Annotated in this window: 19 protein-coding genes; 13 read left to right on the top strand and 6 right to left on the bottom strand. The window is 60.9% G+C overall.

Going from position 1 to position 20,853, the window contains the following annotated elements; genetic code table 11:
• The first annotated feature begins 5 nt into the window (after nt 1–5).
• The 3 genes from M5C01_RS09505 to M5C01_RS09495 all read left to right on the top strand — a co-directional run bounded on the left by M5C01_RS09505 (nt 6) and on the right by M5C01_RS09495 (nt 2,057).
• Complete coding sequence (locus M5C01_RS09505; protein ID WP_103499414.1) at nt 6–1,088, top strand: 5-(carboxyamino)imidazole ribonucleotide synthase; 1,083 nt, start codon at nt 6–8, stop codon at nt 1,086–1,088.
• A gap of 107 nt (nt 1,089–1,195) precedes the next feature.
• Nucleotides 1,196–1,441 carry a GlsB/YeaQ/YmgE family stress response membrane protein gene (locus M5C01_RS09500; RefSeq protein ID WP_152736627.1) on the top strand — a complete coding sequence of 82 codons (246 nt, stop codon included), beginning with the start codon at nt 1,196–1,198 and terminating at the stop codon, nt 1,439–1,441.
• A 79-nt stretch (nt 1,442–1,520) separates the two neighbouring features.
• The gene (locus M5C01_RS09495; RefSeq protein ID WP_152736628.1) at nt 1,521–2,057 is read left to right on the top strand and encodes a DUF3299 domain-containing protein; all 537 of its coding nucleotides are present in this window, start codon (nt 1,521–1,523) and stop codon (nt 2,055–2,057) included.
• 307 nt (nt 2,058–2,364) lie between these two features.
• Here M5C01_RS09495 and M5C01_RS09490 read toward each other — a convergent pair whose 3' ends face one another.
• From M5C01_RS09490 to M5C01_RS09480, 3 genes are all read right to left on the bottom strand, one after another.
• The gene (locus M5C01_RS09490) at nt 2,365–3,420 is read right to left on the bottom strand and encodes an IS110 family transposase (RefSeq protein WP_152736877.1); all 1,056 of its coding nucleotides are present in this window, start codon (nt 3,418–3,420) and stop codon (nt 2,365–2,367) included.
• Between the two features lie 210 nt (nt 3,421–3,630).
• Nucleotides 3,631–4,533: a D-hexose-6-phosphate mutarotase gene (locus M5C01_RS09485; protein WP_152736629.1), complete on the bottom strand. Its 903-nt coding sequence runs from the start codon at nt 4,531–4,533 to the stop codon at nt 3,631–3,633.
• A 47-nt stretch (nt 4,534–4,580) separates the two neighbouring features.
• Nucleotides 4,581–4,979 carry an acyl-CoA thioesterase gene (locus tag M5C01_RS09480; protein ID WP_040071787.1) on the bottom strand — a complete coding sequence of 133 codons (399 nt, stop codon included), beginning with the start codon at nt 4,977–4,979 and terminating at the stop codon, nt 4,581–4,583.
• A gap of 372 nt (nt 4,980–5,351) precedes the next feature.
• On the opposite strand from M5C01_RS09480, the gene M5C01_RS09475 reads away from it, so the two are divergent.
• The gene (locus tag M5C01_RS09475) at nt 5,352–6,641 is read left to right on the top strand and encodes an MFS transporter (RefSeq protein ID WP_152736630.1); all 1,290 of its coding nucleotides are present in this window, start codon (nt 5,352–5,354) and stop codon (nt 6,639–6,641) included.
• A gap of 20 nt (nt 6,642–6,661) precedes the next feature.
• Here the strand turns inward: M5C01_RS09475 and M5C01_RS09470 are convergent, their stop codons facing one another.
• Both M5C01_RS09470 and M5C01_RS09465 read right to left on the bottom strand, forming a co-directional pair.
• Complete coding sequence (locus tag M5C01_RS09470; RefSeq protein ID WP_152736631.1) at nt 6,662–7,153, bottom strand: type II toxin-antitoxin system VapC family toxin; 492 nt, start codon at nt 7,151–7,153, stop codon at nt 6,662–6,664.
• A complete protein-coding gene (locus M5C01_RS09465; protein ID WP_152736632.1) occupies nt 7,150–8,208 on the bottom strand; it encodes an XRE family transcriptional regulator in 1,059 nt (352 codons plus the stop codon). The genes M5C01_RS09470 and M5C01_RS09465 overlap by 4 nt, the downstream gene beginning before the upstream one ends.
• Before the next feature lie 340 nt (nt 8,209–8,548).
• Here M5C01_RS09465 and M5C01_RS09460 point away from each other — a divergent pair, with 340 nt between their 5' ends.
• The 9 genes from M5C01_RS09460 (at nt 8,549) to M5C01_RS09420 (ending at nt 19,468) form a co-directional block, all read left to right on the top strand.
• The gene (locus M5C01_RS09460) at nt 8,549–9,538 is read left to right on the top strand and encodes a phosphate ABC transporter substrate-binding protein PstS (protein WP_152736633.1); all 990 of its coding nucleotides are present in this window, start codon (nt 8,549–8,551) and stop codon (nt 9,536–9,538) included.
• 416 nt (nt 9,539–9,954) lie between these two features.
• Complete coding sequence (locus M5C01_RS09455; protein ID WP_178129710.1) at nt 9,955–11,988, top strand: ABC transporter permease subunit; 2,034 nt, start codon at nt 9,955–9,957, stop codon at nt 11,986–11,988.
• A gap of 15 nt (nt 11,989–12,003) precedes the next feature.
• Nucleotides 12,004–13,674: a phosphate ABC transporter permease PstA gene (gene pstA, locus M5C01_RS09450; protein ID WP_103499407.1), complete on the top strand. Its 1,671-nt coding sequence runs from the start codon at nt 12,004–12,006 to the stop codon at nt 13,672–13,674.
• Nucleotides 13,675–13,834: 160 nt separating this feature from the next.
• A complete protein-coding gene (gene pstB / locus M5C01_RS09445; protein WP_103499406.1) occupies nt 13,835–14,668 on the top strand; it encodes a phosphate ABC transporter ATP-binding protein PstB in 834 nt (277 codons plus the stop codon).
• A 114-nt stretch (nt 14,669–14,782) separates the two neighbouring features.
• The gene (phoU, locus tag M5C01_RS09440; protein WP_100939820.1) at nt 14,783–15,544 is read left to right on the top strand and encodes a phosphate signaling complex protein PhoU; all 762 of its coding nucleotides are present in this window, start codon (nt 14,783–14,785) and stop codon (nt 15,542–15,544) included.
• A gap of 160 nt (nt 15,545–15,704) precedes the next feature.
• Nucleotides 15,705–16,634 (top strand): response regulator, encoded by a 930-nt coding sequence (locus M5C01_RS09435; protein ID WP_103499405.1) that lies wholly within the window; start codon nt 15,705–15,707, stop codon nt 16,632–16,634.
• A gap of 253 nt (nt 16,635–16,887) precedes the next feature.
• Entirely contained in the window at nt 16,888–17,961 is a 1,074-nt protein-coding gene (locus tag M5C01_RS09430) for a hypothetical protein (RefSeq protein WP_152736634.1), read from the top strand.
• 243 nt (nt 17,962–18,204) lie between these two features.
• The gene (locus M5C01_RS09425; RefSeq protein WP_152736635.1) at nt 18,205–18,510 is read left to right on the top strand and encodes an XRE family transcriptional regulator; all 306 of its coding nucleotides are present in this window, start codon (nt 18,205–18,207) and stop codon (nt 18,508–18,510) included.
• Nucleotides 18,511–18,574: 64 nt separating this feature from the next.
• Nucleotides 18,575–19,468, top strand: a complete 894-nt coding sequence (locus tag M5C01_RS09420; RefSeq protein WP_103499402.1) for a peptidoglycan DD-metalloendopeptidase family protein — start codon at nt 18,575–18,577, stop codon at nt 19,466–19,468.
• A 6-nt stretch (nt 19,469–19,474) separates the two neighbouring features.
• On the opposite strand, the gene M5C01_RS09415 is transcribed toward M5C01_RS09420, so the two are convergent.
• A complete protein-coding gene (locus M5C01_RS09415) occupies nt 19,475–20,818 on the bottom strand; it encodes a hemolysin family protein (protein ID WP_152736636.1) in 1,344 nt (447 codons plus the stop codon).
• Nucleotides 20,819–20,853 lie beyond the last annotated feature (35 nt).

The following is a 20,853-nucleotide window of genomic DNA, read 5'->3' as shown; positions in this document are numbered from 1 at the left end:
TGACGATGAAGATCGGTGTAATCGGTGGCGGCCAGTTGGGCCGCATGTTGGCGCTGGCGGGTACGCCGCTGGGGATGAACTTCGCTTTCCTGGACCCGGCGCCGGATGCCTGTGCAGCCGCCCTCGGCGAGCATCTGCGCGCCGATTACGGCGATCAGGATCACCTGCGCCAGTTGGCCGACGAAGTTGACGTGGTGACCTTCGAGTTCGAAAGCGTCCCGGCGGAAACCGTGGCCTTCCTGTCGCAGTTCGTGCCGGTCTATCCGAGCGCCGAAGCCCTGCGCATCGCCCGTGATCGCTGGTTCGAAAAGAGCATGTTCAAGGACCTGGGGATTCCCACCCCGGCCTTCGCCGATATCCAGTCCCAGGCGGACCTGGATGCCGCCGTCGCCAGCATCGGCCTGCCGGCCGTGCTGAAAACCCGCACCCTGGGCTATGACGGCAAGGGCCAGAAAGTCCTGCGCAGCGCGGCCGATGTGGTCGGCACCTTCGCCGAACTGGGCAGCGTCGCCTGCCTGCTGGAAGGCTTTGTGCCCTTCACCGGGGAAGTCTCGCTGATCGCCGTGCGCGGCCGTGACGGCGAAACCTGCTTCTATCCGCTGGTGCACAACACCCACGACAACGGCATCCTGCGCCTGTCCGTGGCCAGCACCGACCATCCGCTGCAAGCCCTGGCCGAAGAGTATGCCGGCCGGGTGCTCAAGCAGCTGAATTATGTCGGTGTGCTGGCGTTCGAGTTCTTTGAAGTCGACGGTGGCCTCAAGGCCAACGAAATCGCGCCACGGGTCCACAACTCCGGGCACTGGACCACCGAAGGCGCCGAGTGCAGCCAGTTCGAAAACCACCTGCGAGCGATTGCCGGGCTGCCGCTGGGTTCGACCGCCAAGGTCGGCGAAAGCGCGATGCTCAACTTTATCGGCGCCGTACCGCCGGTGGAGCAGGTGATTGCCATCGCCGATTGCCATCTGCATCACTATGGCAAGGCGTTCAAGGCCGGCCGCAAGGTCGGTCACGCGACGCTGCGCTGCGCGGACAAGGCGACGTTGCAGGAGCAGATCCTGCGGGTCGAGGCGTTGATCGCCGAATAAAGATAATCAGTGCCGGCGGGAACCTACGGTTGCCGCCGGCCTCTGATGGCAGGATGTCAAAGCGCTGACTAGGCTTTGATTGTGCGAACCCACCTAGAGGAAATGCCATGTCCATTATCGGTACTATTTTTATCGGCCTGATCGTCGGTCTGGTCGCACGTTTCCTCAAGCCCGGCGATGACAGCATGGGCTGGATCATGACCATCCTGCTGGGTATCGGCGGTTCGTTGGCGGCGACCTATGGTGGCCAGGCACTGGGTATCTATCATGCCGGGCAAGGCGCGGGTTTTATCGGTGCGGTGGTCGGCGCGATTGTCTTGCTGGTGATCTACGGCCTGGTCAAAAAGAGCTGATCAGGTGAGCAAACCCTCTCTGCCGCAAGGGCGGAGAGGGCTAGAATGCGCGACATCCTTTCTGTTTTCGAGTCTCCCCATGCGCCGTCTTCTTTTGACCCTTCTTTTCCTGGGCAGTGGCCTGGCCCATGCCGGTGAACTTCCGGAAACCGACTGGCTGGAACTGATGCCCAAGTCAGACCAGAAAGCCCTTGAGCAAATGCCGGAAATCACCCACAACACGCCCGAGGGCGACGGTACTTTCACCGCCAAGGGTGGTTTGAAGCAGAGCAAGGGCCTGCCGGCGGTGATGTATTCGACCAAGACCGTGGCGGCGATGGACGGCAAGGACATCCGCATCGGTGGGTATCCGGTGCCGCTGGAGACCGACGCCAAGGGCCGCAGCACGTTGTTTTTCCTGGTGCCGTACCCGGGCGCCTGCATCCACGTGCCGCCACCGCCGCCCAATCAACTGGTGCTGGTGCGCTATCCCAAGGGTTTGAAGCTGGATGATATCTATACGCCGCTGTGGGTGACCGGCACGCTGAAGATCGAGAAGGTCAGCAATGACCTGGCCGACGCGGCGTATGCGCTGGATGCGGGGAAGGTGCGGGTGGTGAAGGAGTCGGATCTGTAAGGTTCGAGATCTTCGGTGCTTGTCAGATCGCCTTCGCGGGCAAGCCCTGCTCCTATGTATGGACTCGCCCACCCTGTCAACACGCTTTTGAACACTGCTACCCGGTTGCATCTATGTATCAGGCCTATTCGAGGAAGCACTATTTGCTTCTGGCCAACATTGGGTGAGCTCGCGAAATGTCGATTACATTGAGGCCACGAAGGCCAGTAGGAGCATAGACATTTATCCGCGACGGTCTGACCTGGGGGTCAATGTTCTTCAGCAGCGGTTGAGGTGACTCAGCACCCCGGTGGCAGAACTCTGTCGATTAATGCACCGCCGCCTCCTGATTACCCATAGGCTGGCGACGGTATGTCTGGTCGTTTTGCAGTAGCACCCAGACGATACGCAGGTTGCGATTGGCCAAGCGCACAGCGGCGCCTTTCTGGCCATGACGGCTTAGCCAGCGTTGCAGTCGTTGGTCGTCTGGATGTTCAGAATCGGGCCGTACCTGCCTCAGTACCGCATGCGCTCCCTGGATCGCCAGGCTGCGTAGGTAGGCATCGCCGCGTTTGCACATTTTCCCCAGCCGGGTCTTATTGCCGCTGCTGTTCTGCTCCGGCACCGTGCCGAAGTAGGCCGCGAACAGGCGTGCATTCGGGAAACGTTCAGGTTCGGTCTGCTTGGCTAGCAGCGCCGTGGCGATGATCGGCCCTATCCCGCGTACCGTCATTAGCCGCTTTGCCGTCTCGTCTTCGCGCGCTGCGGTTTCCAGGCGTGCGGTTAGCACATTCACGCGCTCGCCCAGATGACGCCATTCACCCAACATTTCGTCGATCAGCTCACGCAACGATTCTGGCAGCGGTTGTGTGGCGTCTTCCAGTATCCGCGCAACGTTGCGGCTGAGGGCAAGCTCACCTTGCGCCATGGCAATGCCGTGCTCAAGCAGCAAACCGCGGATCTGATTGCTCATGGCGGTGCGTCGGCGCACGTAGCCCTGTCTGGCCCGATGCAGCGCCTGCATGGCTAGCTGGGCTGCGGTTTTGATCGGCACGGCGATGATCAAGCTGTCTCGACCCGCACGCAGAATGGCCAGCGCATCATTACGATCATTCTTTGCGCCGCTACGATGCTCGGCTACGCGCTGTGCCGGCAGGATCCGCGCGAGGTTCCCCTGCGCCTGCAGGATCCGCGCCCACGCTTGAGCACCAGGGCCTGTTTCCATGAGCACTGTCACGGTGTTGGGCAGCTTGTACAGGAACGCAAGGAAGGCCTCTCGGGACTTGATCCGCTCCTCGTATTTGACCTGGCCGAGGGCGTCTTCTCCAGCGACCTGGAATACGTTTTTGGCAAGATCCACCGCCACTGTCGTGCAAGCAGACAGATCGGCAGAAGACAAGGAGTTGGTTTTGATCGTATGCTTTTTCATGGGCTCGCCCTCGCTGTCGTTGGCTTCATTAGAATGCCACCGTGGCGCTACAGACGCCTCGGCTTGGGCGGGTCCATCCAATTACAGTACGGCGTCGTTCACCGATCTTGTGCACGACACAACACTGTAGGAGCAGGGCTTGCCCGCGAAGGGAGCGACGCGGTCTCAAGCCAGGCGCTGACTACCGATGGTCACACCCAGCGTATGACTAGCCCCCGGCGCCAGCGTCACCACATCATCCATCACGTTCGCCGTCTCGATGCAGAGCATCTTCTGCCAACCATCATCGGCCATATCGGTAAGCTGACTGGCCCGGCCGATCCACGGATTCCAGATCACCGCCGTGCGCGAGCCGCTGCTGGTCAGCTGAATACGCCGCTGCCAGTCCGAGTCGACAATACTCAACTGTGCTGGCGCATCCTGGTAGATACGGTCGGTCTCGCCGCTAAAGTGCAAGCTGCCCATCTGCGTCGTCGACTGCCAGTCCTTCAGCGTGTCGATATAGCTCAGGCCATCAACCCCTTCAACCTGCACATTACGGACATCGCTGACGGCGAAATAGGTGTGCAGCGCCTGGCTGATGCTGACCGGATGATCGTCCTGGTTCTCGCTGGTCAGCTCGACCTGCAAGGTCTCGCCCAGGCGAATACGCAGGGTCAGGCCAACCTTGTGCGGCCAACCCGGCAGGCCGCCTTCGGGCAGCGGCAGGCTGAACGTCACGTTCACCGCCTCGCCTTCCGCTTCTATGCCCTCCAGCGTCCAGTTCATCGTCCGCACAAAACCGTGGGCCGTGGCGGCCTCGCTGCTCTGGCGCATGGCCTGCACGCTGTCCGGATTACGCGAAAAATTGCCGAACCACGGCCAGCACACCGGCACCCCAGCGCGAATGCCCTGGCCTTGCTTGAACACGGCCTCGTTGTTGAGCCAGATCAGCGGCGGTTGCCCGGCCAACTGGTAACTGAGGATCTGCGCGCCTTGTTGCGCCACCAGCAATTCGGCCTGGCCGTGGCTGATCCGCCAGCCGTTCAGCTCATCCAGTTTTACTGCTTCAACATGGGGCGTGGTCATGGTGTTCTCGCAAGACAGGGAGTTGTAACGGGCCGCGGGCGGCCGGATTAACGCCGTGGCACGGAGCGGGTGCGCCCGCTGCCGTCGATGGCCACGAACACAAACGCCGCTTCGGTGACCTTGCGCCATTCGCTGGTCAGCGGATCGTCGCTCCACACCTCGACCATCATCCGCATCGAGCTGCGGCCGATTTCTTCGGTATGGGTATAAAAGGACAATTGCGCGCCGACGGCGACCGGGACCAGGAACGCCATGCGGTCGATGGACACCGTGGCCACCCGGCCGCCGGCCACTTTACTGGCCATGGCGGTGCCGGCCAGGTCCATCTGGCTGACCAGCCAGCCGCCATAAATGTCGCCGAAACCGTTGGCTTCACGCGGGAGCGCGGTGATTTGCAGGGCGAGATCGCCTTGCGGGATTGGATCTTCTTGTTCGAGTTCGATCATGCCGGGGTGCCTCTGACCCGTAACGCTACGTTGGTACTGCAGGTGAATAGCCGTCTTCAAGAAAAACGATTCAGCCCGAACATACTACGTTCGTTACGTTTCTCGTAAGCCGCACTAAGGGAAACTCTGCGAAAGCGGCTGGTTCGGCCCAACGGCGTTTTCGCACAATACCCCTCTAGCCTGCGGGTTTTACCCGGCGCAGGGCACGAGTATATCGGTCGGTAGACCGCGAGACGACCTCCCGGTTCTCATTTTTGCCGACGAATGCGCCGATCCATGTGCTTTTACGAACAATTTGCTATCGTGCCAGACCTGCTCCCAGCCTGAGTCGAGCCTTGCGTGGCTCATAGACGTGCCCAATAAGAGAAGCCCATGACCACCGCGTCCACCCCGATTGCGCAACCCGCGCGCCCGCTGACCCGTAACGACTACAAGACTTTATCGCTGTCTGCCCTGGGCGGTGCGCTGGAGTTCTACGACTTTATCATTTTCGTGTTTTTTGCCGCAGTGGTCGGCAAGTTGTTTTTCCCGGCGGACATGCCCGAGTGGCTGCGCCTGATGCAGACCTTCGGGATTTTCGCCGCCGGCTACCTGGCCCGGCCACTGGGCGGCATCGTGATGGCGCACTTCGGCGACCTGCTGGGGCGCAAGAAGATGTTCACCCTGAGTATTTTCCTGATGGCGGTGCCGACCCTGATCATGGGTTTGCTGCCGACCTATGCGCAGATCGGCATCTGGGCGCCGATCCTGCTGTTGCTGATGCGGGTGATCCAGGGTGCGGCCATTGGCGGTGAAGTACCGGGGGCCTGGGTGTTCGTCGCCGAACACGTGCCGGAGCGCAAGATCGGCTTTGCCTGCGGCACCCTGACTTCGGGCCTGACCGCCGGGATCCTGCTCGGTTCGTTGGTGGCGACCCTGATCAACAGCCTTTATACCCCGCTGGAAGTGGCGGATTACGCCTGGCGGATCCCGTTCCTGCTGGGCGGTGTGTTCGGCCTGTTCTCGGTGTACCTGCGCCGCTGGTTGCACGAGACCCCGGTGTTTGCCGAGCTGCAGAAGCGCAAGGCGCTGTCCGACGGCATCCCGTTGGGCGCGGTACTGCGTGATCATCGCGGCGCGATCCTGGTTTCGATGCTGCTGACCTGGGTGCTGTCCGCCGGTGTGGTGGTGGTGATCCTGATGACCCCGACCGTGCTGCAAACGGCTTTTCACTTTTCCCCGACCATTTCGCTGGAAGCCAACAGCCTGGCGACGATCTGCCTGACCCTGGGTTGCATCCTTTCCGGTGCGCTGGCCGACCGTTTCGGTGCCGGGCGGGTCTTCGTATTCGGCAGCCTGGGGTTGATGGTGACGTTCTGGACCTTCTATAGCACCGTGCCGACTCATCCCGAGTGGCTGTTCCCGCTGTATGCCCTGAGCGGTCTGTTCGTCGGCACCATCGGTGCGACGCCTTACGTGATGGTCAAGGCGTTCCCGGCGGTGGTGCGCTTCAGTGGCCTGTCGTTCTCCTACAACCTGGCCTACGCGATCTTCGGCGGCCTGACCCCGATGATCGTCACCCTGCTGCTCAAGGAAAGCCCGATGGGCCCCGCCTATTATGTGGCGATCATTTGCGGAGTCGGTGTGCTGGTGGGCGGGTATCTGTGGTCGAAGGGGCGTTAAGCGGCGGTTAAAAGCGCGCGTCAGTCTTGTCGCCAGCGACTGATCCGGGAGTGGCATTCTCTCTCCGGCAGTCGCGCTCCGCTCTCGGTCATGGTTTCCAGTGCGTTGGCTGCTTCTTGAGGTGTCACCACGAGGTGTTCCACCATCAGATCCAGCAGCCAGAGCGCGCCACGCACCTGTAGTCCGTCGCGTTGGGCCTGGCGTCTGAGCCGGCCATCGCCGGTGAGCAGCGGGCGCCCGGTTTCCTGGGCGAGCAGGTAGCAGGAGACATCAGCCAGGGAGCTGTTGTTGTGTTCAACCTTGAGCGTGAAGAGGCGCATCACGCCGTTACCATCGAATGACTCGATCAACAGCCCATGGCCAAGCAGTTGCTCGCGTGAGAAGTCCTTGAGCTCTTCAAGTACGAAGTCGGTACAGCAAAAAGTGAAGGGCAGCTTGAACAGTTGCTCCAGCAATCCGGCGTTTCTGAAGTCGATCCAGATGTTCGTATCGCTGATATAGATGAGGCTCATGGACTCTCCAGCGGGCCCAGGAAGTTGGGATCCAGGGAGCTCACTGGTTGGCGCAGCAGTTCACCCGCGCGGGATTTGCTGATCAGACCCTCCGCCAACCCACGAAAGACCAACGACTCGAAACGCTGCGGGGGCTTGCAGGGCATAGGTTCGGGTTCAGACTTGCGCCAGCCATTGGCGCTGAATTGAATGGTGAGGGTCTTGTAGCCGCTTTCGCTAAGCAGATTCAGGTCTTTCAGCCGGCGCAGCGCTGCCTGCATCGACAGCCCATAGTGACGCTTGGCGATCAACAGTTCGCGAGGATGGACCCTGGAGCGAGGGTGGCTGCCAAAGTCGCCGGTGACGCATTTGGCCGGATACAGAAAGGCGCCCGCAAAACGATGGCAGCACTGTTCCTTGTCCGCCTCGGGCATGTTGGCGGGTAGCCGCATGACCCAGTGCCCAAGCTCGTGGGCGGCGGTGAAGCGAATACGCTCGCCGGGTCGTTCGGTATTCAGCGCAATCAGCACATGGTGGCCGTCATCGGTGGCGGCACAGGCTCCATCGAAGTCATCCGACCCCGACAGCATGGCCACCTTGATGCCGTGCTCTTCCAGTTGTTCGGTCAGGTGGAAGATCGGATCGCCGCCCAGTCCCCAGAACTCACGGAGCGCCTGGGCGGCGTGCTCCGCCTCTTCCAGTGAGCTGACATCAATCATCCCGGCGGGCGTCGTGGCCGTCAGAATCTCTCGCGGGTCGAAGCATTCCTCCAGCGCGATGTAGCGCTCAAGGTATTCACGCATCTGCTCTTCTATCTGGACCTGGCGATATTTAGGCATCTTCGCCAGCTTGCGAAATTCCAGGGGCGCCAACGGAATGGCATCCACGCGGAAGAAATACTCCGGGCTCACCTCCAGGACCGCCGCTATTTGCAGCAGGCGCGTGGAGTTCGGCGTATTCAAGCCTTTCTCGTATTTGCTGAGCGCTTGTTTGGTGATGTCACCCAGCTGGAGGGCCAAAGCCTCCAGAGACATGCCGCGTAGCAAGCGGGCACGGCGGATTCGGTCGCTGATCATAAAATCCCCTTGGGTTGACAAGTTTGTATTTTATTCCTGTTTTGTCAACCTATCGAGCATTTCAAGATGTATTTGCTGGCATTGAGGCGGCACTGGAGGTGCGTCGCCTCCATATAGAGGAAGAGGGTTTCAAATTGTTTCAGTCTTGACATGATTCAGTGCCGCGCGACGGCGGCGTAGTCCAGTAAAGGCGGGCGTTTGCCCGCTTTTGCGTTCAAAAAACCAGCGTTTTGCGCATGATGGCCATTCATCTAACTGTCATATACCAGTCATAGAGTGTTCATCCGGCCTACTGATACTTGGCCCCGATCTGATAAACCCTCTCTGCTAGGAGCAAGGCATGAAACTGAAGCGTTTGATGGCGGCAATGACTTTTGTCGCTGCTGGCGTTGCAACTGCCCACGCGGTCGCCGCTGGTGTGGACCCGGCCATTCCGTCTTATACAAAAGTCACGGGCGTATCGGGTAACCTGTCCAGTGTTGGTTCCGACACCCTGGCCAACCTCATGACCCTGTGGGCCGAGGGCTACAAGAAAGAATACCCGAACGTGAACATTCAGATTCAGGCCGCCGGTTCCGCTACCGCGCCGCCCGCCCTGACTGAAGGCACTTCGAACCTGGGCCCGATGAGCCGCAAGATGAAGGACACCGAACTGGCGGCCTTCGAGCAGAAGTACGGCTACAAGCCGACCGCTATCCCGGTCGCCGTGGATGCCCTGGCCGTGTTCGTGCACAAGGACAACCCGATCAAGCACCTGACCATGGAACAAGTCGACGCGATCTTCTCCTCGACTCGTCTGTGTGGCGCCAAAGCTGAAGTCAAAACCTGGGGTGACCTGGGCGTGACCGGCGATCTGGCCAACAAGCCAGTGCAACTGTTCGGCCGTAACTCGGTATCCGGCACCTACGGCTACTTCAAGGAAGAAGCCCTGTGCAAAGGCGACTACAAGCCTAACGTGAACGAACAACCGGGTTCGGCTTCCGTTGTGCAGTCCATCAGCTCCTCGCTGAACGGTATCGGCTACTCGGGTATCGGCTACAAGACCGCCAGCGTGAAAACCGTTGCCCTGTCGAAGAAAGGCAGCACCGAGTTCATCGAAGACAGCGAAGAAAACGCCCTGAACGGCAAATACCCGCTGTCGCGTTTCCTCTACGTCTACGTCAACAAGGCACCGGGCAAGCCTCTGGCTCCGCTAGAAGCCGAGTTCGTGAAACTGGTTCTGTCCAAGCAGGGTCAGGAAGTGGTTGTGAAAGACGGCTACATCCCACTGCCCGCCAAAGTTGCCGCCAAGGCACTGGCTGACCTGGGCCTGAGCGAAGGCAAGCAGTAAGCCTTCGGCCGGGACGCCAGTCCCGGCAGCAACACCAAGGCGCGGTCCGATCCCGATCGACCGCGCCCTTCATTCCGAAACCGCTGCCAGCCTTGCTGGGCGGCGGCTTCAGTGCGTCACCGCATTGTCATCTTTCTGTCATACAGGACCGCTAGGGTGTGCGCATGAACGATCTGGCCAATTCCACCATGACTACGACTTCACCCCCCAAGCGCATTGATTTCAATACGCCTGAGCTGCAACGCAAGCGCCGAATCCGCGCGCTGAAGGATCGCCTGACCCGTTGGTATGTGTTCATTGGCGGCCTCGCCGTCCTCGGGGCGATCACCCTGATCTTCTTCTTTCTCGGTTATGTGGTCCTGCCCCTGTTCCAGGGCGCCTCGCTGACCGCCGAGAAAAGCATTACCCCCGCCTGGATTCAGGACGCCGGCAAACCCCTGATGATCTCCCTGGAAGAGCAGAACCAGGTCGGCATGCGGGTTTCCGACAAAGGCCAGGTGCTGTTCTTCAATGTCCAGGACGCCAGCGAACTGTCGCGGGTCGACCTGCCGATTCCGGCCGGCACCACGGTCACCTCTATCAGTAAGGACCAGCCGGGTATCCCGCTGGTGATTGTCGGCCTGTCCAATGGCCAGGCGCTGGTGTTCCGTCACACCTATAAAGTGACGTATCCGGACGGCAAGAAAACCATTTCCCCCGCGGTCGAGTACCCCTACGGCGAGGCACCGATCATTCTTGATGACCAGGGCCGTGCCCTTGAGCATGTGAACCTGAACGCCGCCGACACCACGTTGGTCGTGGCCGGCTCCACCGGCGCGCAACTGCACGTGCTGGCGCTGACCAAAGAAGAAAACATGATGACCGGCGAGGTCACCAGCGAGCAGAAGAGCATCGAGCTGCCGCAGATGACCGAGCCGGTGAAGGCGATCTATATCGATCCGCGCCAGCAGTGGCTGTATGTGATCAACGGGCGCGCCCAGGCCGATGTCTTCAGCCTGCGCGACAAGAGCCTGAACGGTCGTTACAAACTGCTGGAAAGCGCCAATGCCGAAGTGACCGCCAGTACCCAACTGGTGGGCGGTATCTCGCTGATCATTGGTGACTCCACCGGCGGCCTGGCCCAGTGGTTCATGGCCCGCGATCCGGATGGTGAACTGCGCCTGAAAAATATCCGCGGTTTCCAGATGGGCACCGCGCCGATCGTCGAAATCACCGCCGAAGAGCGTCGCAAGGGCTTTGTCGCCATGGACGCCTCCGGCAAGCTCGGCATTTTCCACAGCACCGCGCACCGGACCCTGCTGGTCAACCAGGTGGTCGACGGCCAGGGCCTGTTCGGTCTGTCGCCGCGGGCCAACCGGGTGATCGTCGAGCAAGGTGGCAAGATCCAGCCGTTGGTCCTCAATAACCCGCACCCGGAAGTCTCCTGGAGCGCGCTGTGGAGCAAGGTCTGGTACGAGAACTACGACGAACCCAAGTACGTCTGGCAATCGACCGCCGCCAACACCGACTTCGAACCCAAGCTGAGCCTGTCGCCGCTGACCTTCGGTACCCTGAAGGCCGCGTTCTACGCCATGCTCCTGGCCGCGCCGCTGGCCGTCGCCGCCGCCATCTACACCGCCTACTTCATGGCCCCGGGCATGCGCCGCAAGGTCAAGCCGGTGATCGAATTGATGGAAGCGATGCCGACGGTGATCCTCGGCTTCTTCGCCGGCCTGTTCCTGGCACCTTATGTAGAAGGGCATCTGCCGGGGATCTTCAGCCTGCTGATGCTCCTGCCGATCGGCATCCTGGTGGCCGGCTTCGCCTGGAGCCGCCTGCCCGATTCGCTGCGCCTGCGGGTGCCGGACGGCTGGGAAAGCGCGATCCTGATCCCAGTGATCCTGTTCGTCGGCTGGCTCTCGCTGTTTATGAGCCCGCACCTGGAGAACTGGTTCTTCGGCGGCGACATGCGCATGTGGATCTCCCACGACCTGGGCATCACCTACGACCAGCGCAACGCCCTGGTGGTCGGCCTGGCCATGGGCTTCGCGGTCATCCCGAACATCTACTCCATTGCCGAAGACGCCGTGTTCAGCGTGCCGCGCGGCCTGACCCTGGGCTCGCTGGCCCTGGGCGCCACGCCGTGGCAGACCATGACGCGGGTGGTGATCCTCACCGCCAGCCCGGGGATCTTCTCGGCGCTGATGATCGGCATGGGCCGCGCCGTCGGCGAGACCATGATCGTGCTGATGGCCACCGGCAACACCCCGGTCATGGAGATGAACCTGTTCGAGGGCCTGCGCACCCTGGCGGCCAACGTCGCGGTGGAGATGCCGGAGTCGGAAGTCGGCGGTAGCCACTACCGCGTGCTGTTCCTCTCGGCGCTGGTGCTGCTGCTGTTCACGTTCATCATGAACACCCTCGCGGAACTGATTCGTCAGCGTCTGCGCAAGAAATACTCGTCGCTTTAAGAAAGGTAGAAGTCTGTGAAACAGAACTCCCTGAACAGCTGGTTCAAGAGCGGCGCCCCCGGCGTCTGGATCAGCGGTGGTGCGGTATCCATCGCGGTCATCATGACCATCGGCCTGCTGGCCGTGATCGCTGTGCGCGGCCTGGGCCACTTCTGGCCGGCCGACCTGGTGCATGCCCAGTACAACGTGCCGGGCCAGGCCAACCAGCTCGTGGTCGGCGAAGTGGTACAGAAGGAAGAAGTGCCGCGCGCGCGTCTGAAGACCGCCGGCTTGCCGGTGCCCGACGAAGGCCCCGAGTTCATGACCCGGGAGCTGATCAAGGTCGGTAACCGCGACCTGAACGGCAACGACTTCACCTGGATCGTCGGCGAGTGGTTGCAGGACCAGACCTACCCGGCCGAACTGATGACCATCGAGCGTCGTGAGTGGGGCAATTTCTACGGCACCCTGGTCAACGTCAAGGAGAACGGCAAGGTGATCGCCGAAGGCGAAGCCGCCTGGCCCGAGTTGCAGGCCCGTGTCCAGCGCGTGAACGGGTTGGCGGCGCAGATCAAGACACTCGAGAAGAGTGATATCGGCGCGATCAACGCCGGCCTCGAGCGGATTCGTCTGCACGGCCGCAAGCTGGAACTGGAAGGCCGGCTCGACGCCACCGCGCAAGCCGACATGGCCACCGAACGTGCCGAACTGAATGCCCGTTACCAGGACATCGAAGCGCACCTGAGCGATCTGCACACCCAGTTCAACCGCGACAGCCTGACGGCCCGCGATGCCAACGGCAAGGAACTGGAAATCAGCATCGGCAAAGTGGTCCACGCCTATCAGCCGAACGCCATGGGCAAGCTGACCAAGCTGGGCTTCTACTTCAGCAAGGTCTGGGAGTTCCTCAGCGACGACCCGCGTGAAGCCAACACCGAAGGCGGGATCTTCCCGGCGATCTTCGGCACCGTGATGATGACCCTGATCATGGCGATGATCGTGACCCCGTTCGGCGTGCTGGCGGCGGTCTACCTGCGTGAATACGCCAAGCAGAACGCGCTGACCCGGATCATCCGCATCGCGGTGAACAACCTGGCCGGTGTCCCGGCGATCGTCTACGGCGTGTTCGGCCTGGGCTTCTTCGTCTACGTGCTGGGCGGCTCGCTGGACCGGCTGTTCTTCCCCGAAGCCCTGCCGGCACCGACCTTCGGTACCCCGGGCCTGCTCTGGGCCTCCCTGACCCTGGCGCTGCTGGCGGTGCCGGTGGTGATCGTGGCGACCGAGGAAGGCCTGGCGCGGATTCCCCGCACCGTGCGCGAAGGTTCGCTGGCCCTGGGGGCGACCAAGGCCGAGACCTTGTGGAAGATCGTCCTGCCGATGGCCAGTCCGGCGATGATGACCGGGATGATCCTCGCCGTGGCCCGCGCCGCCGGCGAAGTGGCCCCGCTGATGCTGGTGGGGGTGGTGAAACTGGCGCCGTCGCTGCCGGTGGACGGCAACTACCCGTACCTGCACCTGGACCAGAAGATCATGCACCTGGGCTTCCACATCTACGACGTCGGCTTCCAGAGCCCGAACGTCGAGGCCGCTCGTCCGTTGGTCTACGCTACGGCGTTGTTGCTGGTGTTGGTGATCGCCACCTTGAACCTGTCGGCCGTATGGATTCGCAACCACCTGCGCGAGAAGTACAAGGCGCTGGATAGCTGATTGCCGTCCCTGTGGGAGCGTGGCTTGCCCGCGAAGCTTTTGGCGGTCTTGAGGCCCCCTTCGCGGGCAAGCCACGCTCCTACAGAACGGCGTTACCGTCGACCCAGGCGTTGTGTCGACGGCTCATTGAACCGAATTTGTTAGCGCAGGGAGTTACCCCATGCAGCATGAACCCCAAACCCACGGCATCAACATGTCCGCCCTGGGCCGTAGCAAGCAGAGCCTGGACCTGGCGAGCGAAACCGTTGCCATCGAAGTCCCGAAACTGAGCCTGTACTACGGCGAGAAGCAGGCGTTGTACGACGTCAGCATGAATATCCCCAAGCAGCGCGTGACCGCCTTTATCGGCCCGTCCGGTTGCGGCAAGTCGACGCTGCTGCGCACCTTCAACCGCATGAACGACCTGGTGGACGGTTGCCGCGTAGAGGGTGAGATCAACCTCTACGGCAACAACATCTACCGCAAGGGCGAGGACGTCGCCGAGCTGCGCCGCAAGGTCGGCATGGTGTTCCAGAAACCCAACCCGTTCCCCAAGACCATCTACGAAAACGTGGTCTACGGCTTGCGTATCCAAGGCATCAACAAGAAGCGTATTCTCGATGAAGCCGTGGAATGGGCCCTCAAGGGCGCGGCGCTGTGGGAAGAGGTCAAGGATCGTCTGCACGACTCGGCCCTGGGCCTGTCCGGCGGTCAGCAACAGCGTCTGGTGATTGCCCGGACCATCGCGGTCGAACCGGAAGTGTTGTTGCTCGACGAACCGTGCTCGGCACTCGATCCGATCTCGACCCTCAAGGTCGAAGAGCTGATCTACGAGTTGAAATCTAAATTCACTATTGTGATCGTCACCCACAACATGCAGCAGGCCGCTCGGGTTTCCGACTACACCGCGTTCATGTACATGGGCAAGCTGGTGGAGTTCGGTGACACCGACACCCTGTTCACCAACCCGGCGAAGAAACAGACAGAAGACTACATCACCGGTCGTTATGGCTAGGTGAGGAAGCTGCAAGTCGTCAGCGACAAGCGGCAAGCACGGGCAGCCTGAGCATATTCATAATTCGGCTTGAAGCTTACAGCTTGAAGCTTGCAGCTTTCGCGGAGCGACACAATGATTGATAAAGACGGTCTTACCCATCACATTTCCGCGCAGTTCAACGCGGAACTGGAAGAAGTACGCAGCCACCTCCTGGCCATGGGCGGTCTGGTCGAGAAGCAGGTCAACGACGCGGTCACCGCGTTGATCGAAGCCGATTCGGGCCTGGCCCAGCAAGTGCGCGAAATCGACGACCAGATCAACCAGATGGAACGCAATATCGACGAGGAATGCCTGCGCATTCTCGCCCGTCGCCAGCCGGCGGCCTCTGACCTGCGCCTGATCATCAGCATCTCCAAGTCGGTAATCGACCTGGAGCGCATCGGTGACGAAGCGACCAAGATCGCCCGTCGCGCCATCCAGCTGTGCGAGGAGGGCGAGGCGCCGCGTGGTTATGTCGAAGTGCGTCATATCGGCGACCAGGTGCGCAACATGGTCCGTGACTCGCTGGACGCCTTTGCCCGCTTCGACGCCGAGCTGGCGTTGTCGGTGGCGCAATACGACAAGATCATCGACCGCGAGTACAAGACCGCCCTGCGCGAGCTGGCAACCTACATGATGGAAGATCCGCGCTCGATCAGCCGGGTACTGAGCATCATCTGGGTACTGCGTTCCCTGGAGCGCATCGGCGATCATGCACGGAACATCTCCGAACTGGTGATCTACCTGGTGCGCGGCACCGATGTCCGGCACATGGGCCTCAAGCGCATGCGCCAGGAAGTTGAGGGCACCTTGTCCGAAACTGCTAATGTTCCCGGCGAAGCTGACGATAAGTAAGATTGCCTGAGAAAAACGCCCGGCCTAAGGTCGGGCGTTTTTGTTTGTGGCGTACGAATTTTTACGAGCACCCGCGAACGAAAAGTCCCGGTGTGACCAATCGCTGTTGGCAAATAGCCATTAGTCAGTATGCTAGCCGGGATTTTCAGAGGAATGGTCAATGAGTAAAGTCAGTGTTTTGGTGGTGGATGACGCGTCGTTCATCCGCGATCTGGTGAAGAAATGCCTGCGCAACTACTTCCCGGGCATCCGGATCGAAGACGCTGTCAACGGGCGCAAGGCCCAGGCGGTACTGGCTCGCGAAGCGTTCGACCTGGTGTTGTGCGACTGGGAAATGCCGGAAATGTCCGGTTTGGAGTTGCTGACCTGGTGCCGCCAGCAGGACAACCTCAAGACGATGCCGTTTGTCATGGTGACCAGCCGTGGCGACAAGGAAAACGTGGTTCAGGCGATCCAGGCCGGTGTTTCCGGTTATGTGAGCAAGCCGTTTACCAACGAACAGCTGCTGACCAAGGTCAAGCAGGCGTTGCACAAGGTCGGCAAGCTCGACACCTTGATGAACAGCGCGCCGACCAAGGCCAACTCGGCTTTTGCCAATGACTCCCTGAGTGCCCTGACCGGCGGTCGTGCCGAAGTGGTCAGCCCGGCGGCTGCACAAGCCCCTGCGGCGGCCCCGTCCAAAGGCCTGCTCAACAGCCCGCCGGTGCGTCCGGCCACTGCGGCATCGCCAGCGGGCGCCGCCGCAGCCTCGGGCGGTCGTGGCCAGGGCCAGTTGCGCCTGTCCAGCGGCACCCAGCAGTGCGTGATCAAGGCGCTGAGCATCAAGGAAGCCTTGCTGGTGGTACGGCGTACCGAGATCCTCCCGCAGGTGCTGGAAAACGCCGTGCTGGACCTGGAGCAGGGCGACAACGCCGAGATCGCCCGTTTGAACGGCTATCTGCATGCGATCGTCGCCCATGAGCCGAAGCCGGACAGCGAATGGCTGCAACTGACCTTCCGCTTTGTCGACCAGGACGCCCAGAAGCTGGACTATATCTCCCGCCTGATCGCCCGTGGCACCGCCCTGAAGCACTTCGTTCCCGGCGCGTAAGCTCCGCGGACTGGCTTCCTCTCGCGAGCAAAGGTTCGTCCCCACATAGCTCAGGCGCTATCTGTGGGGAGCGGGCCTGCTCCGGGTATCTCCTTCAGCACAATCCCTGCCTTCCATCCCCGTACCGGCTTTCGCGCGCGTGCGCCACTCGTCGCAACTGTCATTTCTGACAGGTTACGTCTTCAGGCACTTTCCCTAGATTTGATGCAGCCAACTGCCTTTTGCAGTTGCCTTGCGAGACAGGAGATAGGTGATGAGCAAGTTTCTCAGCTTGAAGGAAAGAGACCGAGTCGCCGATAAATTGCGCGTGAAGCTGGAGCCGTTGCGGGCCGCTACGATCGATCAAGCCGTGGATGGAAAGATCTCATTTGCGGATCTGGAGAAGGGACTGACCATTCGTATTCCCTTTGTCGAGGGGATGAGTGTGGGAGGGCGTTACCACGTGTTCCTTGCGTCATGGGATGGTGATGGCAGCTTTGGTGTCGGTGGATCGATCCCGTTGGAAAACCAGGACACAATAGTGCCCGTGCCGCCTGATCGGGCGCTGGACTTCCAGGGACAGCAGGTTGGGTTGTATTACTACTATTTTGATTATCCACCTGAAGAGATGAGATCGCCGACCACAGTGCTGTCAGTGGAGGGGTTGATATACAAGCCGGTGGTGGACGAAGCGGTCGATGGCGTCATCCCGTTGTCAGTGCTTTCGCAAGGGGTAAACCTGCGAATCAGAACTTCGTCGTCAATGACCCCGGGTTCCCTGGTTTCTATCTATTGGTGGGGTTCCACCGCGGATGCCTGTTTCGTCAAACACCTCGTTGTCGGGACGGGGCCGGCTGAAGACCTTGTCGTGGCCGTCGAGCCGGGTTATCTGACGCCGATCAAGTACGGCAACGTCAAGGTTATCTACACCGTGCTATCAACAGAGGGTACTCGGACATCTCCCCTTCTTGAGCTTGGGGTCGCTGGCGATTTGGCCGCGCCCGAGGCGTTCTATTCACATGGGGTAGGCGGCCGTATAGGGGTCGATCTTACGCTTATCGAGGAGGAAAATGGAATTCCGATGCGGCTCAAGACCCAGGGGATGGTTGCGGGAGATGTGGCGATACTGATTTTCGTCGGTAATCTCCTCGGCAGCGAATTCGTGTTTCGTCGTACGGTGAAGCCATCGGATATCGCTGCGGGTCATATAGTGTTTGGGGTGCCGTCTTCGTTTCCATTATTAGGGGATTATGTTTGGGTCTGGAGTTTGGTTGATCGTCTGGCGGGCGGTGCCATTGGTTCTCCTGACCTTCTCCTGAATGTGGATCAAGGTGATCGAGCAATCTAGGGCCGCCGTGCAGGTTCTTCCGTACCGGCTCCTACCTTCGGAAAGCCTTTCGTCCAAATCCTTCCGTTCAGGTTGTTTTATATCTGTTTCGATATGGTCTGTTTTTGAGTGGCAGGGTTGGATGGCCTTTCAGCCAAGCGTTGAAACAACCTCGCACCACGGATATCCCGTTCATTGATTAGGCTTTTCCTGCCGTCGACGGGAAAAGCCTATATCTAAGCACAAGGAGATAGGAGCAACGCTATGACCAACGCCATCAAGACTGAACGTTTCGCCTCTGTCTGGGATGCCCTTGAGGACACTCCTCGGGAGGCCGCCAACATGCGCCTGCGCTCCAAGCTGATGATGGAGCTGATCAGCCGGGTCAACGCCTGGGAGCTGTCGCAAAAGGACGCAGCCAAGCGCCTGGGGATCACCCAGCCGAGGTTGAATGACCTGCTGAACGGCAAGATCGACAAGTTCTCCCTGGATGCGCTGGTGAACTTGTCGGAGCCGGCTCAATTGAACGTCGACCTGTGCTTTGGCCCCGGGGCCATCCAGCTGGCGTGATTCACACAAATGCCCTGGCCACCTGCTAGTCTGGTCGCCATGTTTTATTCGGCGACTCTCGCTTATGTTCCTGCGCCTGCTGCTTTCCTGTGGTCTGTTGATGGCCGCCACCTCGGCTGCGGCCATGACCATCTACAAGTACACCGATGCCAATGGGGTGGTCTCCTACAGTGACCGCCCGGCGCCGGGCGCCCAGGTATTCGTGTTTCGTGATCGGATGGTCGAGCACCTGGAGCATCAGGTGCGCCTGGATATCCGCAAGCAGAAGGGCGGTGATGAGGTCTACGTGCGCAACGACCTCTATGCCCCAGTGGAGATCGAGCTGGGTTTCGGGGCCCTGAAGAACGTCAGCGGTGCGCCGCAGTCGATCCGCAAGGTCCTGCCGGCCCGCAGCAACCAGCGCCTGGCGCTGCTCACGGCGATTCAGGCCGGCGAGCCGATGCGCTACGTCCCCAGGTTCCAATACTTCCTGGGCGACCCTTCCGGGCAGGCTCAGGGCTACCGTTACCCCTTTCCCTGGCGTGGCGGGCCGTTTCGCCTGACCCAGGGACCGAATGGGCAATACAGCCACTTCGGCACCAAGAGCCGTTACGCGATGGACATCGCCATGCCGGTAGGCACGCCGATCATCGCGGCGCGGGGCGGGGTAGTGATCAAGACCGAGAACGACCAGAGCGGCGGCGGCAAGAACCCTTCGGGCAACTTCGTGCGGGTGCTGCACGACGACGGCACCATGGGCGTGTACCTGCACCTCAAGCAAGGCTCGGTGAGCGTGCGCGAAGGCCAGCGGGTGGAAGTGGGCAGCCCGCTGGCGCTGTCGGGCAACACCGGCAACAGCACCGGGCCGCACCTGCACTTCGTGGTGCAGCGCAATACCGGGATGGGGCTGGTGTCGATTCCCTATCAGTTCAGCCAGCCGCTGGAGATGCTGCCGAATTTTGCCCTGAGGGGGAAATGACCCCTATCAGTCGAGCTTGAGGACCTTGGCCAGGATGATCTTCGGCCCTTTCATCTTCTTGATGATGATGCGCAGGCCTTCGACTTCCAGCACTTCTTCCTCTTCCGGAACCCGCTTCAGGGAGTCATAGACCAGCCCGGCGAGGGTCTCCGCCTCGATATGGTCCAGGTCGATGCCCAGCAGGCGTTCGACCTTGAACAACGGCGTATCGCCCCGCACCAGCAACTTGCCCGGCTGATAGGCGAGGATGCCGCGCTCGGTCTTGCGGTGTTCGTCCTGGATATCGCCCACCAGCACTTCGAGCACGTCTTCCATGGTCAGGTAGCCGATCACCTTGCCGTCGGCTTCTTCCACCAGGGCGAAGTGCGAGCCGCCCTGGCGGAACTGTTCCAGCAGGCGCGACAACGGCATATGCCGCGATACCCGCTCCAGTGGCCGGGTCAGCTCGGCGAGGTTGAACGACTCGGGAATATGGTCCAGGGCCGCCAGTTCCAGCAGCAGGTCCTTGATGTGCAGCAGGCCGACGAACACGTTGCGTTCGGCGTCGTACACCGGATAACGGCTGAACTTGTGGCGACGGAACAGCGCGAGGATTTCCTTGAGCGGCGCATTGCAGTCCAGGGTCACCAGGTCTTCACGGGAGTTGGCCCAGTCGACCACCTCCAGTTCACCCATTTCCACCGCCGACGCCAGCACGCGCATGCCCTGGTCGCTGGGGTCCTGGCCACGGCTGGAGTGCAGGATCAGCTTGAGTTCTTCACGGCTGTAATGGTGTTCGTGATGGGGGCCGGGCTCGCCTTGGCCGGCGATCCGCAGGATGGCGTTGGCGCTGGCGTTGAGCAGGTAGATGGCCGGGTACATCGCCCAGTAGAACAGGTACAGCGGCACCGCCGTCCACAGCGACAGCAGCTCGGGTTTGCGAATCGCCCAGGATTTGGGCGCCAGCTCACCGACCACGATGTGCAGGTAGGAAATGATGAAAAAGGCGGTAAAGAACGACACGCCCTTGATCACCTCGGCGGAGTCCACCCCGACGGCGCTGAGCAGCGGTTGCATCAGGTGGGCGAAGGCCGGTTCACCGACCCAGCCCAGGCCCAGGGAAGCCAGGGTGATACCCAGTTGGCAGGCGGACAGATAGGCGTCCAGCTGGCTGTGCACGGTGCGCAGGATCTGCCCGCGCCAGCCGTTCTGGTGGGCGATGGCCTCGACCCGGGTCGAGCGCAGCTTGACCATGGCGAATTCCGCCGCAACGAAGAAACCGTTGAGCAATACCAGGATCAGAGCGAAAAGAATCATGCCGAAGTCGGCGAAGAGCGAAGCGAGGGTCAAGCTACTAGGGGAAGGGTCCATGATGGGGTTTTACGGGTTCCGTATTTCAATTTGAA

The organism is Pseudomonas sp. MWU12-2319, from assembly GCF_023242525.1.
In the GTDB taxonomy this organism is placed as follows: domain Bacteria; phylum Pseudomonadota; class Gammaproteobacteria; order Pseudomonadales; family Pseudomonadaceae; genus Aquipseudomonas; species Aquipseudomonas gingeri_D.
This window is presented reverse-complemented; position numbering and strand designations above follow the sequence as displayed.

Excerpts from the sequence above, each read along its gene's own strand:
- M5C01_RS09470 (WP_152736631.1), bottom strand. The coding sequence starts at position 7,153 with ATGAGCCTCATCTATATCAGCGATACGAACATCTGGATCGACTTCAGA.
- M5C01_RS09505 (WP_103499414.1), top strand. The coding sequence starts at position 6 with ATGAAGATCGGTGTAATCGGTGGCGGCCAGTTGGGCCGCATGTTGGCG.
- phoU (WP_100939820.1), top strand. The coding sequence starts at position 14,783 with ATGATTGATAAAGACGGTCTTACCCATCACATTTCCGCGCAGTTCAAC.
- M5C01_RS09485 (WP_152736629.1), bottom strand. The coding sequence starts at position 4,533 with ATGACCACGCCCCATGTTGAAGCAGTAAAACTGGATGAGCTGAACGGC.
- M5C01_RS09465 (WP_152736632.1), bottom strand. The coding sequence starts at position 8,208 with ATGATCAGCGACCGAATCCGCCGTGCCCGCTTGCTACGCGGCATGTCT.
- M5C01_RS09415 (WP_152736636.1), bottom strand. The coding sequence starts at position 20,818 with ATGGACCCTTCCCCTAGTAGCTTGACCCTCGCTTCGCTCTTCGCCGAC.
- M5C01_RS09495 (WP_152736628.1), top strand. The coding sequence starts at position 1,521 with ATGCGCCGTCTTCTTTTGACCCTTCTTTTCCTGGGCAGTGGCCTGGCC.
- M5C01_RS09460 (WP_152736633.1), top strand. The coding sequence starts at position 8,549 with ATGAAACTGAAGCGTTTGATGGCGGCAATGACTTTTGTCGCTGCTGGC.
- M5C01_RS09480 (WP_040071787.1), bottom strand. The coding sequence starts at position 4,979 with ATGATCGAACTCGAACAAGAAGATCCAATCCCGCAAGGCGATCTCGCC.
- M5C01_RS09420 (WP_103499402.1), top strand. The coding sequence starts at position 18,575 with ATGTTCCTGCGCCTGCTGCTTTCCTGTGGTCTGTTGATGGCCGCCACC.
- M5C01_RS09475 (WP_152736630.1), top strand. The coding sequence starts at position 5,352 with ATGACCACCGCGTCCACCCCGATTGCGCAACCCGCGCGCCCGCTGACC.
- M5C01_RS09430 (WP_152736634.1), top strand. The coding sequence starts at position 16,888 with ATGAGCAAGTTTCTCAGCTTGAAGGAAAGAGACCGAGTCGCCGATAAA.
- M5C01_RS09500 (WP_152736627.1), top strand. The coding sequence starts at position 1,196 with ATGTCCATTATCGGTACTATTTTTATCGGCCTGATCGTCGGTCTGGTC.
- M5C01_RS09425 (WP_152736635.1), top strand. The coding sequence starts at position 18,205 with ATGACCAACGCCATCAAGACTGAACGTTTCGCCTCTGTCTGGGATGCC.
- pstB (WP_103499406.1), top strand. The coding sequence starts at position 13,835 with ATGCAGCATGAACCCCAAACCCACGGCATCAACATGTCCGCCCTGGGC.
- M5C01_RS09435 (WP_103499405.1), top strand. The coding sequence starts at position 15,705 with ATGAGTAAAGTCAGTGTTTTGGTGGTGGATGACGCGTCGTTCATCCGC.